The sequence below is a fragment of the Ezakiella massiliensis genome (genome assembly GCF_059862345.1).
The window spans coordinates 93,648-110,511 of the sequence record NZ_JCBCEO010000005.1; the positions used below are offsets into that span (position 1 = coordinate 93,648).

A 16,864-nucleotide genomic window follows, 5' to 3' on the forward strand; every position below is an offset into this window, starting at 1 on the left:
AATGTAGGTAAATGAAGTGCGGATTTGTTTTTTTCTAGTATATGGAGGTGAAGGGCGCATGTTTAAGAGAAAAATCTATAAAGACCTGATGGAATGGAAAACAAACTCTAATGGCAAGACTGCCCTCTTGGTAGAGGGGGCCAGACGGGTTGGCAAGTCCACAATCGTAGAAGAATTTGCAAAAAATGAATATAGGTCTTATATTTTAATTGATTTTGCTTTTGCTCCAAAGGCTATCAAGGATTTGTTTGATGATTTGCATGATTTGGATTATTTTTTTCTACAACTGCAATTGCAATATGGTGTAGACTTGCACGAGAGAGATTCTCTGATAATTTTTGATGAGGTTCAATTTAATTCTTTGGCCAGACAGGCTGTTAAAAGACTAGTTGCAGACGGACGTTACGATTACATTGAGACGGGGTCTTTGATTTCTATTAAGAAAAATGTTCAGGATATTTTGATTCCTAGCGAGGAGAGGCGGATTGAAATGTTTCCCATGGATTTTGAGGAATTTTTGTGGGCCATTGGAGATGAGACTACCAACAATCTCTTAAAGCAGGCCTTTGACCAGGGGATTTCTTTGGGAGATGATCAAAACCATAATATGATGAAAAAATTTAGGCTTTATATCTTGGTGGGCGGAATGCCCCAGGCCGTTAAGGCTTATGTAGAAGAAAATAATTTTAGGATTGTTGATGATGTAAAAAGGGATATTTTGAATTTGTATCTGGAGGATTTTTATAAGATTGATCCAACAGGTAAGATATCGCTTTTGTTTGAGTCCATACCAGCTGAACTCGCCAGAAATTCCTCTAGATACCAGGTATCAAGCGTCCTTAACAACCATAGGGCCAGTTCAATTATGGAGGAATTGGCTGAGCTTAAGGCCTCAAAAACTGTCCTCTTTGCCTACAATGCTGACGATCCAAATGTAGGCCTGTCCAGCAATTTAAATTTGGATAAGTTTAAAATCTACCTAGCAGATACGGGCCTTATGGTAAGTCTTATGTTTAAGGATAAGGATTTCACAGAAAATCTTATTTATAAAAAACTTTTGGCAAATAATTTATCAAAAAATTTGGGAATGGTTTACGAAAATGTTATTGCCCAGACCCTGGCTTTTAATAGGCATAAGCTTTATTTTAATTCCTATTATGACAAAGACCAAAAACGAACTTTTGAAGTAGATTTTCTTTTGACCGATAAAAATAAAATAAATCCTATAGAAGTAAAGTCGTCAAATTATCGGTCCCACCGATCCCTGGATGAATTTTCAAAAAAATATTCAGATAGGATTGGTAAAGAATATATAATTCACACCAAGGATTATAGGAAGGATGGAAATATTATTAAAATTCCATTTTATATGGCACAATTTCTATAGCAAATTTCACAAAAAAGGAGGCGGTTTTTATTTTCCGCCTCCTTTTATTTTTTTATTTGAAATATATTTTTGAGATTATTTTTAATGCATCTTTGACTTTGATTTTGTCGGTGGCCTTGTAAGATTTATCGATGATTTTGGATGCTCGGGCGATTTGCAGATATGAAGCAAACTTTGCGTCTTCATTTGTCTTTGCAAAGTAGGATGGGTCGAGCTCATCGGATAAATCTAGTTTTGCCTTGTAATAGGCCCTAAAGATTTCGCCTGATGGTATATTTGCATCCAATTTTTTCTCGTCAAAGACCTTGGTGAAGGCCAGGTCTTCCAAGGTTTTATCAAGGTCAGGCACAAAGTCATTGGCGAGCTTATAGATATTTAAGAGCAAATCCTTGTAATCGAAGTAGTCGTCGTAGGATTTTTCGCTGGCAACCCCAAAACCTGCGTCGATGATGTCGACCAAGTCTTTAGGCACATCTCCACTGGGCTCGTTCAAAGGTTTCTTGTATTCGTAAGTCTTAAAGTCTCCGGTAACTGCGTCGTATGGATTTATTTTTTCCATAAAAGCGTAGGCTGCCTTGATGCCTTTGACCTTGTTGTTTGGACCTTGGTCGTCGTCCCTATATGTTTCTACATATATGACCTTTTGCCATTTGCCCTTGTCCTTGATATCGGCTTCGGCTGCCTTTTGGTCAATCTTTTTCTTGGTGTAAGGGGCAGTCGTGTCGTCCTTGGACAAATTCAAAGTGTAGTCGGTCAGGAACTTATCATTTGCCATGAGGGTATAGTTTTCGTTCTTCAAATAGTATTCGTCACGTTTCTTGTAGTATTCACGGCTGACATTGTAGTCGCTTGTGTTTTCTATAAGCATGTCATAATTTAATCCCAGTTTTTTGTTGAACTTTTCAATAATATCTGCGGCTTTTTTGCTGTCGACTTTTGCTGACTTGCCTGGCTCCTCGTATACATTTCTGTGGTAGCTTAGAGGCAACAAATCGTTTGCACGGATGCCAGCGGAAATATATTCCTTGGAGTCTTTGCCCGTATCAAATTCGATATTGTATTCATATTTATCTGATATAGCATTTTTCCAAAGGTTCAGGTACTTGGTCTTGTCGTATTTTATATTGAAGAAGTCCTGGGCTTTTTTGATGGCCTGGTCTTTGGATTTTAAATTTTTAACTTTGTCCAGCTCTTTAACCTCTTCCTTGTTAAGGGAATCCATAGCATTCATGTCTTTTGCACCTTCCGCTGCCCCATAGCCAAAGTACATTGGCATATCCAAAAGTTCCAGAGTATTTGCGTCGACAATTGGAGTCGTATTTAAAAAGCTGTAGTAAGGATAAAGTTTGTCTTCGTCGTTTCTTTCCAAGAAAAGATAAAGGGGATTTGCCTCCAACATTTTTTCATAGGCCTTGTCTGCAGGGTTTTTAAAGTCAAGGTCCTTGAAGTCAATATCATTTACTAAGCGGCCCAGAGACTGACTGTAGACCGATCGGATTTTTCCGTTTTTCCTGTTGACTTCCACATAGATCTTGGCCATGTAAATCGGAGTGTCCTTGTACTTGTAGCCAAATTCACAAGTAAAAGTCTCGCCAGTCGCTTGGATGTCAGTCAGGTAAAAATCGTAGGCCTTCTTTGGATAAAGAGCCTTTAGGGTTTTTGTGGCCAGTTTTTCCGCGTCAGTTCTATTTATGACTGACTTGGTCTTGGCGTCAGTGTTCATATAATTATAAAAGTCTATGAGATTTCCCTTTTTGTCGTATTGAACCCGGACTCGTTCGGATTTTTTCTCGTCCTTGTAAGCCCAAACGATGGAATAGGAATCATCCTTTACACTTGTCGATATATCGTCAAAGTCATTGGCGATAGAAAATATTTTTTTTGTAAATTTCATTAACTCTTCCAGCTTGGCCGAGTCCTCTTTGGCAGCCTTGACCGGTATCATGAGGCTAAAGACCATGAGGCTGGCTAGAGCTATGGCTAATAGTTTTTTCATAATTTCCTCCTTTAAAGCGTTTTAATTTTTCTGACAAAAAAATGAGGCTAGGCCAGAAAAGCTGGCCTAAAATTTCGCCCCGTTTATATTTTTTATCTTAGATTTATTTTACGATTTCAAGAACTGCGATGTCGTCGTTTACGACCATCATACGCATCTTGGCACCTTCTTCGAGGCGACCAAATACTTTTGCATCTCTTGCCAAGACTTTTGTAAATTCTTCATTTGTTTCTTCGCGTGTGAATTCAACAGTTGTAATGCCGTCTTTTTCTGAAACAGATTTGATCAGGTAAACTCTCATATCTGGAGTAATTGCCTTTTCAGCCTTTACGACCTTGCCATCTTCGCCAAGTGAAAGCTTTACGATGTCGTTTGGATTTAACATTTCGATATTAGCGTTTTTGAAAATTTCATAAGAAACAGCATTGCCGTTAATGTCTTCAGCAATAATTGCCTTGTCTAGCTTTTGGTCAAAGCCGTTTGTCATTTTTACAACAACTTCTTCTTTAACAGTTTGAGTTTCTTCAAAGTTGTCAAAGAGGATAGCGTAGATTAAATCATCACGAGCTGATAGTGGGAGCTTAACTCCTGTGTTTGCTGCTTCGAAATCAGCAGTTGTAACGATTGATGCCATTAGGTCTTTGTCCTTGTTGGCGTATTTGCTTACAAAGTCTAGGTCTGTAAACTTGTAAGTGTTGCCTGATTTAATTAGGACAAAGCTGTCTTTGCTGAGTTCATAGGTCTTGCCATCAACATTGATTAGGGCAAAACGTCCACGACTTGGAGCAAGGTCAATCTTGAAATTGTCTCCAGCCTTGTCAACTTTGGCTGATTCGCCTAGAGTTGAAACCTTAGCAATCTTTTTAACGCCATCTTTGTCTGAGAAAACGTAAACTAGGTCATTTACATTTAAGTCTGAAAGTTTGATAACTCTGTTGCTATCTTTGATTGACATGCCTAGGCTGTCTTTAACTTCGATAGTGCGGTTGGTCATATCTTTTAGACGAACTTCGCTAGCTGTCAAAGCATCAACGATCATGAACTCTTCTTTTTGTGAGAGGTCGCCCCTGATAAGTTGAACATTGCCAAAAATATCAACAGCGATTGTGTTCTTTTGACCTGCCATTGAAAGCAGTGTTGGCATAGAATTAATCTTGGTAGGAACAACTGTGTCATAAGTGTTGTCTTGTAGGTTTAGAACAGCTCTAAATCCATCCTTGTCAGCAAGTGGGAATTCTTTGCCGTCAACCATAATAATGCCGTTTTGAATTCTAAATTCAACATCCCTTAGAGTCTTCTTGGTAACGACAACCTTGTCATTGTCATAGAAGTGGAGAACGTCGTCAATAGAAATTGAAGTGTCAGTTCCCTTTGTAAGTTCGTTGCGGTCATAAACCCAAATTTCGCTTAGGTTTAATTTCTTTCTTTGCTTAGGATTTTCATCTCTAACAACATAGATATCTCTGCCCTTGAAATCTACTACAGGTGTAGCTTCTTTGAAGTTAAAAGCGTTGATAAATACAACCTTTGAGTTGTGAACAGTAACTTGACCAAAGTCGGCCTTGTCATTTGCATCAGCTCTAAAGTTTGCAAGTGAATAATTCTTTCCATTGTAAACAATGTTTAGTAGCCTGTCTTCGGCATTTTCTTTTTCGTCGATAACATAGCCGCGTTTTTCGCCGTTCATGTAGAGGCTGCCGTCCTTGCCAATAGTAAATGAACCGGTTAGAGTTTCGTATTCCTTGGCAACTTTGACTTCCTTGACTTCGCTTCCTTCAAATTTGAAGTCAATAGCTTTGCCCAAATAATTTGCAGGATTGATTTCCTTGGCAAATTTAAAGGCAACTTCGTCGCCAACTTTTAAGTCTTTGGCATCGCCAGCATTTAAAATGTGGAGCTTAGCGCCTTCATCTGTAAGTTCGCTAACAATAGCTCTGATATTTAAAGCTTGTGGTGTAGGATTTTTAAGTTGTAAAACTTCATAAAGCATGTTGAAAACGTCTTCGCGTTTTGCATTTGCCTTGTAGTCTGTAACATTTAAGTGTTTTAAAATTCCAAGTTCGCTAGCCTTTTCAATATAAGGAGTAGCCCAAGTTTGACCAGGAGCCTTTTCAACCTTTGGAAGGTCAGCACCATTTGCAACAACTGCTAGCATTTTGATAGCTTGTTCGTAAGTAACGAAATCATTTGGAGCAAATAGATTTCCTGGGTAACCATTTACGATTTCCTTGGTAGCTGCAACATTGGCATAACCATTTGCCCAGCCGCCAGCCTTCATATCCTTAAAAATAGGAGCAGCAGGTTTTAATTTTTCTGCAAGTTCGACTTGGTCAATTGCATAGACAACGATCTTTGCAAATGAAGCCCTGTCGATAGGTGAATCCAATTTCAAATCGCCACTTCCATCACCTTCAACGATTTTCTTTTCTACTAGGTAATCTACCATATCATTTGCCTTAACGTCGGTTGACATAAAAGCAAAAATAGCAAGCAAACTAACCAGCATAATGCTTAAAGTTTTTCTCATAATATACCTCCTCGTATCTTATAATACATATTCGTATTTATAATACATATATAACCAAAAACTAGCGTCCGTAAACGCTAGTCTTATCTACTTAATATAAATGTAATATTAACCCAAGAAAATCTTTTCGAGTTTCAAAGGTTCAACGTATTCTCCGTCCTTGTAAGCGCGCATATTGCCGCCTGAAATTTCGTCGATCAAGGCAACCTTGCCATCGACCATACCAAATTCAAACTTGATATCGTAAAGTTCAAGACCCTTCTTGGCCAGCTCTTCCTTAACAAAATCGCCAGTCTTTGCAGCAAGCTTAACAAGCTCTTCGTATTCGTCATTAGACATAATGCCCAAAATTGCTAGAGCATCTTTTGTAATGAGAGGATCGTTTCTATCGTCGTCCTTCAAAGTAATTTCAACATAAGTAGGAAGCTTATCGCCAGATTCAGCATAGAGACCGTAACGTCTAATGAAAGAACCCACAGCCCTGTAGCGAACGATAACTTCAACGCCCTTGCCAAAAACCTTAGCCTTTCTAACAACGGCTTCGTTCTTGTCAATATCAGCTGAAACAAAGTGAGTGTTAACGCCCATAGCGTTTAACTTTTCATAAAAATATTTTGTCATAGTAACAGCACTCTTGCCAGCGCCTTCCATAGTTAGGCCAACGTGATTTTCGCCCGGATCAAAAACTCCATCCTTGCCAGTTACGTCGTCCTTAAACTTTAAAAGAACAGTCTTGTCATCAATTTCATATACATCTTTGGTCTTGCCAGTGTATAACTTCTTCATCAATATCACCTCGCCTATATTTTAATACTAAAGCCCGAAAAATGCAAGAAAATTTTTGTGCAATTTTTCCAAGCAGTCAATTTCCTGTAGCGGCGATCCTTGCACACGAGGCGGTGGTTACCATAAAGGTAACCTCTACAACTTCCGCCTCGTACGCAAATGGTCGCCAAGAAATTTATCGCTTATCATTTATGCACAAAAGATTGACAATCGGTTTGTCCACGATAAAGTGGACGCTACAGGGCCGATTGTCAATCTGATAATATTTTTTGTGATTTGAATTACGAATGGGGAATTTTTTTCGATTTTTATGCACGGAAAATTTGAAAAAATAATTGCGATCGTTATCAAAAGATGAAAAAATAATTGCACTTGTCCGCAAAAGATGAAAAAAATTTGACGCCTGCATGCAAAAAAACTGACAATCGGTTTGTCCGAAATAAATCGGACGCTACAAGGCCGATTGTCAATTTTAATTATATAAAACATTTTTACATTTCCCCCACTTATGCTATAATAAATTCAACAAGGAGGCTTTATGGTTATTTCTTTTGACGGGGTTACAAAATTATACAAGGGCAAGCTGGGCGTGGAGGATATTTCTTTTGATGTCGGCCAAGCATCCATTGCTGGTCTGATTGGGCCAAACGGGGCTGGCAAGTCCACAATTATAAAGATGATTGCTGGCATACTGACGCCGGACTCTGGCCACCTAGACGTAATGGGCTATAAACCCAGCACCGACATCAAGGACTTGTCCAAGCACTATGGACTTATGTTTGGCAACCGGTCATCCCTCTGGTTTAATCTAAAGGCCAAGGAGTCTCTGCTTTTGATGAAGGACATTTACAATGTTTCCGACAAAGATTATCAGCGGACCCTGGACAAGTACGTGGAGATTTTATCCGCAGGCGATTTACTAGACAAGCCCGTTAGGACCATGTCCTTGGGTCAGAGGATTAAGATCGAAATTTTGACCAGCCTGATCCACGAACCTGATTTACTTATTTATGACGAGCCGACCTTAGGCCTCGACATCCAGGCCAAGCTCGCCTTCCGTGAAATTTTATCCAGCATCCGGACTGAGGGCAAGACGATTTTAATCACCACCCACGATCTGACTGACGTGGAGAAGCTTTGCGATAAAATTATTTTAATCAACAGGGGCCACAAGCTAATCGACCTGACTCGGACCGAGCTCAAGGAAAAGTTGGCTGAGAAGGTGGTTTTGACATCTCAAATCAAATTGGACGACCTAAAAGAATCTTTTGTGGAAGAAATCCAAGGCGAATACAAGTATATTTTGCCTGCTGACCAAGCTAAATCCGCGGGCGAGTTTTTGTCCGCTCATTTTGACATAGGCTCCTACACTTTTTCTAAGCCAGACTTGGAGGATATTTTGTATGACTACTATCAGCCATAGGCTAAAAATTTTACGCAGGTATTTTATATTATATATAAAGGAAAAGACCGTTTTTAAAAGCGATGCGATTTTAAGCGTTTTCGATTTTTTTATTTCCATCATGTCGACCCTGGTCTTTTGGCTATCCATCAAGGGCATGGGAGTTAAATTCGTCGGATGGGGAGTAGAGGAAATCAGCCTTATGGTCGGTTTTAATATGGTGTCCCTGGCTGTTAGCGAAATATTTTTTGGCTTTAGAGACTTGGAATACAAGATTATCTCTGGCGAATTTGATGTTATGATGACCAAGGGCCTGAGTCCCTTTGCGATTTTGGTCCTTAGTCGGATGAATTTTATTTATATTTTACTTAACGCTGGTCTTGGCCTCGCCATTATCATTTATTCGTTTATAACCTATGGCTTGTCTGCATACTTGGTCTTGGTCGCTTTAACAATATCAATTTTTGCGACCCTGACCTTGCAATTTATGTACAATTCTTTTTCTTTATTAGCATTTAAATTAGGAGAAATTTATTATATCAGAGACTTAACTTTTTCATTTTTAAAGGCCAAGTCCTATCCCACGGATATTTTCCCCAAGGGCCTTTACAAGTTTTTTATTTATATAATTCCTCTGGCACTTATGAGCACTCTTCCGACCAAGATTGCCTTTGCAAGGGTGGATTACAAAATTTATTTGCTGGTCAGCTTTTTGTCCTTTGTATTGATGAAAATTTTATTTAAGATTTTTTCTAAAAAAGCAATGAGCCTATACTCGGGGGCAGGTAATTAAGATGAAAAAATATTTGAGACTTTTTAAAATGGGCAAGCTGGAACGCAAGGCCTTCGCCCACAATTACAAATTTTCCTACCTTTCGATTGGAATCCAAATTGCTATTAGCTTTTACTTTTGGCGCTTTGCAAACATTGACCAGCTGGCTAGCGACTTTACCTTATCCAGCATAATGATGTATTTTTTGGCCCTGTCCATATTGACACTCGTCTTTACCCCGGCCATGTACATCTGCTATGAAACTTGGACCAGCATAAACTCAGGGGAGATAATTATCTGGATATCGCGCCCGGTCAACTATATATTGATGAAATTTTTTGAAAAGCTCGGCATCTTTATCACGACATCAGCCCTGCCCATGGCCGCCTATGTTTTGATCTACACAATTTTTTACAAGGGTCAGATCAGGCACATATTTTTTGGAATTTTGTCAGCCCTGGCCGGCTATGTAATTTTATTCTTGGTCCAAATGCTAATAGGGCTTTTGAGTTTTTGGGTGAAAAAGACCATCACCATGAGGGACCTGATCTTTGAAATCTTTGCAATCCTAGGCGGGTCACTCATGCCAATCGATTTCTTTCCGGATTTAATTCAAAAACTTTCCCTCTATTCGCCCTTCGCCTATATCTATTACCTGCCAAGCAAGATTTTGTCAGGGGCCATGGACCAAAATTACGGCAAGGGATTAGTCATTCAAATAATTTGGATTATAATCTTGTATATTGTTTGCCAAGCCCTCTATAAGTTTGGTAAAAATAAAACCGTCCAAGGAGGATAGAGATTTAAAGTTGTGGGCCTAAGAGCCCACAATTTTTTGCAGAATTTAAATGTAGCTTTATTTTTTTTTTTTTTTTTTTATGATATAATAGGATAAAACAATAAAACAAAAGGAGGAAAACATGAAATATAAAAAATTTTTTATAACCATGCTTTTGATTGCAATTATTGGTGCGGTAATTACTTTGGTGCCGCCAGCCCTTATCCAATACTGGAAGGCCAATAATATCAACATTGACAACGCTATGATCTACACTCTGGCAGGAATTATTGTGGCCTCATATTTGATTAGGGTGCTTTTGATTTATGTTAGGGAGAAATTTGCCCTGGAGTTTAACAAAAATAATTTTTTTAATTCTCTTGGCCAAGCCCACAAGATGCAATATGATGAACTCACCAATCGTGGCCCATTAAACGTCCTTGAAAGAATTATAATGAGCGTCAACTCGACTTATTCATTTATGACCGGAGACTACATAAATATTTGGTCAAATATAATTATAATTTTGGGAGCTCTCGCCATTTTATTTAAGGTAAATTGGGTCATCGCCCTTGCCATGGCTGTGGTTCTCCCCATAAATATCTTGGGTTACAAGGCCCTAAACAAAAAACTCTTTGAAAAATCCAAGGTCATGCAAGAACAGACGAGCGCCGGCTGGCAAAAGGTCTTGTCCTTTATAGACAATGTGGATGATTTCAAACAGCTATCCAAGTTTTCCTATATAGAAAATTTAATCGATGACGACGTCCACAAGATTTTTAAATCAATGGCAGATGTAAATGTCTACGCCCAAAGCGTCAGCTATATAATCCACGGCTTTAACGAAGTCGTCAGGTCTATAATCATGCTCTACATGCTCTTTATGGCGACCAAGGGCGAATACCAAGCAGGGGTTATTATGATAGTTATATTCCTTATCCCGGTTTATTTCTCAGCCGTTTCGTCAATCGTCTCTTCAAATTTAAACAAGAGAGACTACAAAGTTGCCACAGGATTTATTGACGAGGTCAAAAGCCTGGCAGAAGCCAATGGCAAAAAGAGTTTAGACCCAGTTCAAAACATGGAAATCGACCTAGACCACATTGGTGCCGGAGAATTTTTAAGAAGAGTAAATATTAACGAGACTTTCAACAAGGGCGACATAGTTTGGGTCAAGGGTGACAGCGGAACTGGCAAGTCGACTCTGGTAAAATACCTGACCAAGTTTAGGCCAATCGAAACTATCAAATACAACGGCGTGGACATGATGGATCTTGCCAATGAGGACTTGAGAGAAAGGGTAATCTACCTCAGCCAGCAATCTTCGATTTATAACGCAAGCATCTTGGACAATATAATTATAGATAAAAATAAGCAAGGGCAAATGAGAAATAAAATTGAAAATGAAAAACTCCTGGCCCCAATCTTTGCAAACAAAACTGTGGATACAATTATAAATCCGGCAGTCGCCAACCTATCTGGCGGAGAAAAACAAAGAATAGCTTTCGCCAGAGCCATCTACCGAGACCCAGATGTCTTGATCCTAGACGAAATTACATCAAACATAGACGACAAGTCGGCCCGTGAAATCTACGCCCGGGTAAATGAAGAGAGAAACAAAAGGATAACCTTTATAATCTCCCACGACGACCTGCCGGGAGAAATATCCAATAAAGAAATCAATCTGTAAAAAATATAAAAAATAATTTGTGGGCCTAAAAACCCACAATTTTTTTGTGTATATATTTGTTCCGCAAACCCTTACCCCACAAGGAGAATCGCGGACATAACTGAATTACCGCAAGCCAAGCGGTTAATTTTATGTTGAGCAAAATTAAAAAGAAAAATAAATTCGGTTCTTGATTAAAATTCAAAAATATTATATACTCATGATGAAAAAACAATAAAAGGAGGGAATCAAATGGAATTTTCAGATGGAGAATTAATGGTAATGGAAATGTTATGGGATGGCGAATGCCTGGATGAAAATGGAGAAATTCAAGCCTTAGAGTTATGGAAAGAACTTAATAAAAAACATGGAATGGCAAAGACATCATGCTACACATTTTTAAGCAGACTTTTGGATAAGGGTGCTATCAGTAGAAGATATCCAAAATACACATTAAAACCCATAGTGACCAGAGAAGAAGGTTTAGAAAGCGAAAGACAAAGCGCTATAGAAAAATTATTTCAAGGCTCTTTATTAAATGTAGCTCAGACATTTTTAAAGACTAAAGGAATTGATGAGGACGAAGCTCAAGCTATAAAAGACCTGCTTGACAATTTTTAAGGTTTATATTTTTAAATGATTTTAAGCATAATTAAATCTAATGGCATGCAAAGAAGTTTGAAAGCCATATTTTTATTAGCATTAATACTGCTAATAAGAAAAAAATTAAATTTAAATAGCATAAAAAGAGCTAATAAAATATTGTGGACGATAATGATTGTCTATTTAATTATACCTTTTACCCTTATGATAAGAATACCTGAGCCCATTAAAGATAATATATTTTTTAAGGCTCTATTTAATTTCGATCAAATGCTGTGGGCGATAAATAATAGCTTTAGTGAATATCTTTGGAAATATTATAGGGTTATTATAGGAATAATATTTTTAATTTACCTGATAAAACAAGTTATAAAACTAAACAAGCTGATGAAAGATTCTGTTTTACTTGCTGGGGATAAAAGAATAGAAGGCTATATTAAGAGCTTTAATATAAAAAGAAAGGTTAGAGTATATTTAAATGATAAGGTAAAAGTGCCTGCAACCTATGGTCTATTTAAGCCGAAAATAATTTTACAGGAGAAAATTTTAAAAGATGATGCCTTGTTAAAACACACAATTTATCATGAGATGACCCATATAAAAAAATACGATATAGTTTTCTCTTATATAAAGAATTTAGCATTATGCTTGCATTGGTACAATCCCTTTATTTGGATATCATCCAGATATATACAAAATGACATAGAAATCCTATGCGACAAACTTGTTGTCAATAAACTTGGTGACAATATAGAAAATCGAAAGGAATATTGCCTATCAATGGGTAAGCTCTTAGGGTTAGGAACAAGTGAATTCAATCAAAATATAGAATTTAGGCCGACCATGGAAAGAATGCTAATTATAAAAAATTGGAAAGAAAAGATAAGCGGTGTGCTTGTTCTTATACTAGCTATATTTTTATCGCTAGCAATTTGTACAGAGCTAGTTGCAGATGAAGAGGTAAATCTAATTGTAGAAAAAGCAGGAGCAGAATTTGCAAATGATTCAATTGTTAGTATCATAAGTGATGAAGACTATGAAAGCCTAAATCTTCAGGAATTTAAGCAAACTGGACTTAGATCTGCAAATGTTGACGAATCAGAAAGCATAGATGGATATGGATATAAGACATACTCTTTTGATATGAGCACCTGTAAAGGGACTAATCATGATGGACTCGTTATTAAAATATCTGATGTATATCCTGCAAAAGGAGCAGACTATAATCTTATTTTAAAAGAAACTGGCAAAACTATATATAGAGAAATTTTTAGTGATTCAGTAAATCTTAAAGTAGAGACTAGACCAAAGCTCAGCTATGAACTATTAATACAAAACGCCTCATCTCATAAACTTAAATATAAAATCCAAATCAAAAGTTACACAAAAAAACTTGACAAAAACATATAAAGAGCATATACTCATTATGAGAATAATAGTTTTTTGCATCATATCTAAATTAGATATATTTTATATAATGAGTGCGATGTACGGATTAATGATTGAAAAACTTCACTATTAGACGATTATTAGCTTTTGGTCCAATCTATAAAGGTCCTCTTGGAATGTTAGAAAAGGAATACATAGACAAGCTTAAAAAGACCAATCATATAAATAAAGATGAGCTTAAAGATACTATCTACCATTATTTGACTGAGGGGGATTATTATGAAGAAGATTATTAGAGGGATATTAAAGAAAGATCTGGGTGTACTAATCCCTATTACTATTCTTACTGTTGCCATTGGGATTTCGCAAATAGCTTTTAATATACTCTTTGGAAAGATTGCAGACGCGATAATATCTGGTGGAGATTTAAACAAGATTATAAAATATCTTATTATGGTTAGTATTATTACGATTGTATTTATTGCAATTAGGGACAGGATAAAAACTTATAAAAATAATCAGATGATGCATGATGTTAACTATGAAGTTTTAACATTGCTACAGAAGTCAGATATATTATATTTTTCAAATAAATCTACAAATAATATTATTCAGACTATTAACATCGATTCTTGGGAAATTACAAATTTTATATGTGGGAAAGCTACAAATGCAATTAATAATACCATTGTAGTAGCTTTTATATCAGCATATATATTTAAATTAAGTCCAAGATTATTTGTAATACTTTTTATTGGTATAGCCTCCTTGTCTTTAATGTATTTCCTCTTAAGACAATATCTTACCAAAATTCATGCTGAGTTTAGGGATAGGCAGTCGGATTATTTTAGGTCAATGTTTTCTATGCTCGAAAACATCTTTTCAATAAAAGTTAATAGTCTTTATGATGAATTGGGAACCCTTTTTAATAAGGCTAATGACAATTTTTTGAGAGTACTAGATAAAAATGAAAAAGCCACAATTGGAATTAATAATATATCATTCTTTGTCATTAGAATTGTAATTCTGTTTATATGCGTACAGTCGGTAAATTTAATTGGCAATGGAAATATAAGCGTGGGCGAATTTGTATCAATTGCTATGTTATTAAATATTTTAATGCCATCACTAAATTCTCTGCTTGGTTTTAACAAGGAATATAGAGATGTAAGGGTTAACTATGAAAGAATGGATAAATTTTGCAAGGTAGAAAAAGATATAAATGGGACAGAATATTTAAATGATATAGATAATATTAAAATTCAAAATCTAGACTTTGCTTATGCAAAAGATGAAAAGCTATTTGACAATTTAAATTATGAATTTGAAAAAGGAAATATTTACCAAATCAAGGGAACCAATGGTACAGGAAAAACAACTCTTACTACCATAATGTTGGGGTTAATTCAACCAGGATCAGGGTCAATTTTATATGAGAATAAAGATATAAATACTTTAGACACATTAAATATTAGAAGAAATATTATAGCGTATGTTGAGCAAGAGCCTATCATAGAGAGGATGACAATTAGAGAAAATATAGAATTGGGTCTAGATGGATTTTCAGAAAAAGAATATGAACGACTGTATGAATTGTTTGATATTGCTAGCTTTGATAATGGGAAAATAGTTTCACAGTCCATGCTATCTGGTGGACAAAAGCAAAAAATTAATATTATGAAATCTTTGCTAAAAAAATCTGATATTTTATTTATGGATGAACCGACATCGGCCTTAGATCATCAGACAAGGGAAATTCTAAAAAAAGAATTAAAAACTCTGGCTAAGGACAAGATAATAATTATTATATCCCATGATGAAAACTTCATTGATATATGTAATAAGGTCTTGGATTTAAATAAAATTAAAGAGATGAAATAAAATAAAGTAATAGGAGGATTAGGCGTTTTTAATAAGGAGGTTAGTAGAATGTGGGAAAAAAGCGAAAATAAAATAAATAAAATTTTTCTAGCGATAGTCATTGCCCTTGTTTTAGTTTTAGTATTTAAAGTCACTATATATGACAAACACTTTTCTAAAACTGCTAAATTTGCAGCTTTTAATGATATTATTGGTCGCATGGATTCAATTAATTTAGATGGACAAAAGATCAAAGCAAGACCTGGATCAAAGCAGATTTTAGAAGAAAGGCCTGAAGATGAGTACTCAGATACAAAAGATGTAAGCATCCTTGGAGTAGATGGCGAAGAGGTAAGAAAAGCTAAAATGTCAATGGCAGACTATGATGGAAAACAAGAGCAAGTAATCAGAACATTTGGATATGAGATTATCGTTGACTTAGAAGAGTGACAGGAAGGAGGATTAAGCCTCTTTTATGTACGCAGTTGATATATATGGTAGAATAAAGTAGAACAATAGGAGGGATTTATTTTTTGCAGTATTTACTCATGTAATCCCACTATCTATATGTTATAATGAACAAAACAAAAGGAGGGACTTATGTTTAACAAACACTTTTCAGAAATTAGGAAGCAGCAGATTTTAACCATTATTCTGGGTATGATCAATGCCGTTTGCGCTGTTTTGAGTGCGGCAATGATTCAAAAGATTGTGGATGCTGTTATCAGCAATGAGTTGGATTTGGTGTGGGATTTGTCCATGCAATTTACTATCCTCTTGGCAGTCTTTCTCTTGGTTACTTTTGCCTTCCAATATTATGTGAGGATGATCGTTCAGACTGGATCATTCCAAATTAGAAGGACGATTTTTTCAAATCTTTTTAACCACGACTACAAGGATATAGCCAAATTTAAATCTGGCGATGTACTTACGGTAATTACCAGCGATACGGAGAGAATCTCCGATATGTATGCTCAGTCTACGGTGAAGTTGTTTATTATGGCGACCCAGTTTTTTGTAACCTTAGGGCTTATTAGTTATTATAATTTTTATGTTACTATCTTTGCCTTGGCCTGCGTGGTGGTTGGTGCTTTGATTTCCAATATGACATCCAAAAAGATTGCCAAATACAGCGTGGACTTGCAAAGGGTTGCTGGCCTTGAAAACTCACAAATAATTGAAACTATGGATGGGGCTAGAACTGTCAAGCAATTGAAGAAAGAAAAATATTTCTACAAGGACTACAAGGAAATCTTGGATGAAAAACTTGGCGTTTCAAAGAAACTCGCCGTTCAAGTTGCAATTTACGCTGACGTCTTTATGTTTGTAAGCAACATTATGCCTTTTGCAACTGTTTTAATCTCACTTATTTATGTAACCAAGGGGCAAATGACAGTTGGGCAATTGGTTGCAATCCTATCCATAGCCGGTGCCTTGACAGAGCCGATCACTTACATTGGTGACCTCTTGAGCAAAAAGAAAGTCGCCGATAGCCTGCTTTCTAAGGACAAAAATCTCTTGGAAGCCCAAGAACCCAAGGCCGATTACAAGCACATGCTAGTAGGTGGACCAGTCTTTAAAGAACTTACTTTCACGTCTGATGGATATTCCTTTGGCGAAAGAACCATTTTGGAGGACCTTAACTTTTCTTTTGAAAAGGGCAAGACCTATGCCATAGTCGGCGAGTCCGGCAAG

At 36.6% G+C, this 16,864-nt stretch carries 13 protein-coding genes; 10 read left to right on the plus strand and 3 right to left on the minus strand.

Annotated features, from left to right (window positions below; translation table 11 throughout):
- Positions 1-58: 58 nt before the first annotated feature.
- Entirely contained in the window at positions 59-1,387 is a 1,329-nt protein-coding gene (locus AC6FXG_RS07525) for an ATP-binding protein (RefSeq protein WP_500572197.1), read from the plus strand.
- Between the two features lie 52 nt (positions 1,388-1,439).
- Here the strand turns inward: AC6FXG_RS07525 and AC6FXG_RS07530 are convergent, their stop codons facing one another.
- The 3 genes from AC6FXG_RS07530 to AC6FXG_RS07540 form a co-directional block, all read right to left on the minus strand.
- On the minus strand, positions 1,440-3,383 hold the full coding sequence (locus AC6FXG_RS07530; RefSeq protein WP_500572198.1) for a YcdB/YcdC domain-containing protein: 1,944 nt from the start codon (positions 3,381-3,383) through the stop codon (positions 1,440-1,442).
- Between the two features lie 103 nt (positions 3,384-3,486).
- The gene (locus AC6FXG_RS07535; RefSeq protein ID WP_500572199.1) at positions 3,487-5,910 is read right to left on the minus strand and encodes an S-layer homology domain-containing protein; all 2,424 of its coding nucleotides are present in this window, start codon (positions 5,908-5,910) and stop codon (positions 3,487-3,489) included.
- A 108-nt stretch (positions 5,911-6,018) separates the two neighbouring features.
- Complete coding sequence (locus tag AC6FXG_RS07540) at positions 6,019-6,696, minus strand: phosphoribosylaminoimidazolesuccinocarboxamide synthase (protein WP_099951433.1); 678 nt, start codon at positions 6,694-6,696, stop codon at positions 6,019-6,021.
- Between the two features lie 538 nt (positions 6,697-7,234).
- Between AC6FXG_RS07540 and AC6FXG_RS07545 the strand changes: the two genes are divergently transcribed.
- The 9 genes from AC6FXG_RS07545 to AC6FXG_RS07585 all read left to right on the plus strand — a co-directional run.
- Positions 7,235-8,119 carry an ATP-binding cassette domain-containing protein gene (locus tag AC6FXG_RS07545; RefSeq protein ID WP_500572200.1) on the plus strand — a complete coding sequence of 295 codons (885 nt, stop codon included), beginning with the start codon at positions 7,235-7,237 and terminating at the stop codon, positions 8,117-8,119.
- Positions 8,100-8,891: an ABC transporter permease gene (locus AC6FXG_RS07550; RefSeq protein ID WP_500572201.1), complete on the plus strand. Its 792-nt coding sequence runs from the start codon at positions 8,100-8,102 to the stop codon at positions 8,889-8,891. The genes AC6FXG_RS07545 and AC6FXG_RS07550 overlap by 20 nt, the downstream gene beginning before the upstream one ends.
- Before the next feature lies 1 nt (position 8,892).
- Positions 8,893-9,669 (plus strand): ABC transporter permease, encoded by a 777-nt coding sequence (locus AC6FXG_RS07555; protein ID WP_500572202.1) that lies wholly within the window; start codon positions 8,893-8,895, stop codon positions 9,667-9,669.
- Between the two features lie 121 nt (positions 9,670-9,790).
- Positions 9,791-11,338, plus strand: coding sequence for an ATP-binding cassette domain-containing protein (locus AC6FXG_RS07560; protein ID WP_500572203.1), 1,548 nt, complete (start codon positions 9,791-9,793; stop codon positions 11,336-11,338).
- A gap of 231 nt (positions 11,339-11,569) precedes the next feature.
- Positions 11,570-11,938, plus strand: coding sequence for a BlaI/MecI/CopY family transcriptional regulator (locus AC6FXG_RS07565; RefSeq protein WP_500572204.1), 369 nt, complete (start codon positions 11,570-11,572; stop codon positions 11,936-11,938).
- 45 nt (positions 11,939-11,983) lie between these two features.
- Positions 11,984-13,330 (plus strand): M56 family metallopeptidase, encoded by a 1,347-nt coding sequence (locus tag AC6FXG_RS07570; RefSeq protein WP_500572205.1) that lies wholly within the window; start codon positions 11,984-11,986, stop codon positions 13,328-13,330.
- Positions 13,331-13,588: 258 nt separating this feature from the next.
- The gene (locus tag AC6FXG_RS07575) at positions 13,589-15,190 is read left to right on the plus strand and encodes an ATP-binding cassette domain-containing protein (protein WP_500572206.1); all 1,602 of its coding nucleotides are present in this window, start codon (positions 13,589-13,591) and stop codon (positions 15,188-15,190) included.
- Positions 15,191-15,238: 48 nt separating this feature from the next.
- Positions 15,239-15,619, plus strand: coding sequence for a hypothetical protein (locus AC6FXG_RS07580; protein ID WP_500572207.1), 381 nt, complete (start codon positions 15,239-15,241; stop codon positions 15,617-15,619).
- A 150-nt stretch (positions 15,620-15,769) separates the two neighbouring features.
- Positions 15,770-16,864, plus strand: a 1,095-nt coding sequence (locus AC6FXG_RS07585; RefSeq protein WP_500572208.1) for an ABC transporter transmembrane domain-containing protein, incomplete at its 3' end; no start/stop codon positions are given.

Excerpts from the sequence above, each read along its gene's own strand:
- AC6FXG_RS07525 (WP_500572197.1), top strand. The coding sequence starts at position 59 with ATGTTTAAGAGAAAAATCTATAAAGACCTGATGGAATGGAAAACAAAC.
- AC6FXG_RS07530 (WP_500572198.1), bottom strand. The coding sequence starts at position 3,383 with ATGAAAAAACTATTAGCCATAGCTCTAGCCAGCCTCATGGTCTTTAGC.
- AC6FXG_RS07535 (WP_500572199.1), bottom strand. The coding sequence starts at position 5,910 with ATGAGAAAAACTTTAAGCATTATGCTGGTTAGTTTGCTTGCTATTTTT.
- AC6FXG_RS07540 (WP_099951433.1), bottom strand. The coding sequence starts at position 6,696 with ATGAAGAAGTTATACACTGGCAAGACCAAAGATGTATATGAAATTGAT.
- AC6FXG_RS07545 (WP_500572200.1), top strand. The coding sequence starts at position 7,235 with ATGGTTATTTCTTTTGACGGGGTTACAAAATTATACAAGGGCAAGCTG.
- AC6FXG_RS07550 (WP_500572201.1), top strand. The coding sequence starts at position 8,100 with ATGACTACTATCAGCCATAGGCTAAAAATTTTACGCAGGTATTTTATA.
- AC6FXG_RS07555 (WP_500572202.1), top strand. The coding sequence starts at position 8,893 with ATGAAAAAATATTTGAGACTTTTTAAAATGGGCAAGCTGGAACGCAAG.
- AC6FXG_RS07560 (WP_500572203.1), top strand. The coding sequence starts at position 9,791 with ATGAAATATAAAAAATTTTTTATAACCATGCTTTTGATTGCAATTATT.
- AC6FXG_RS07565 (WP_500572204.1), top strand. The coding sequence starts at position 11,570 with ATGGAATTTTCAGATGGAGAATTAATGGTAATGGAAATGTTATGGGAT.
- AC6FXG_RS07570 (WP_500572205.1), top strand. The coding sequence starts at position 11,984 with ATGCAAAGAAGTTTGAAAGCCATATTTTTATTAGCATTAATACTGCTA.
- AC6FXG_RS07575 (WP_500572206.1), top strand. The coding sequence starts at position 13,589 with ATGAAGAAGATTATTAGAGGGATATTAAAGAAAGATCTGGGTGTACTA.
- AC6FXG_RS07580 (WP_500572207.1), top strand. The coding sequence starts at position 15,239 with ATGTGGGAAAAAAGCGAAAATAAAATAAATAAAATTTTTCTAGCGATA.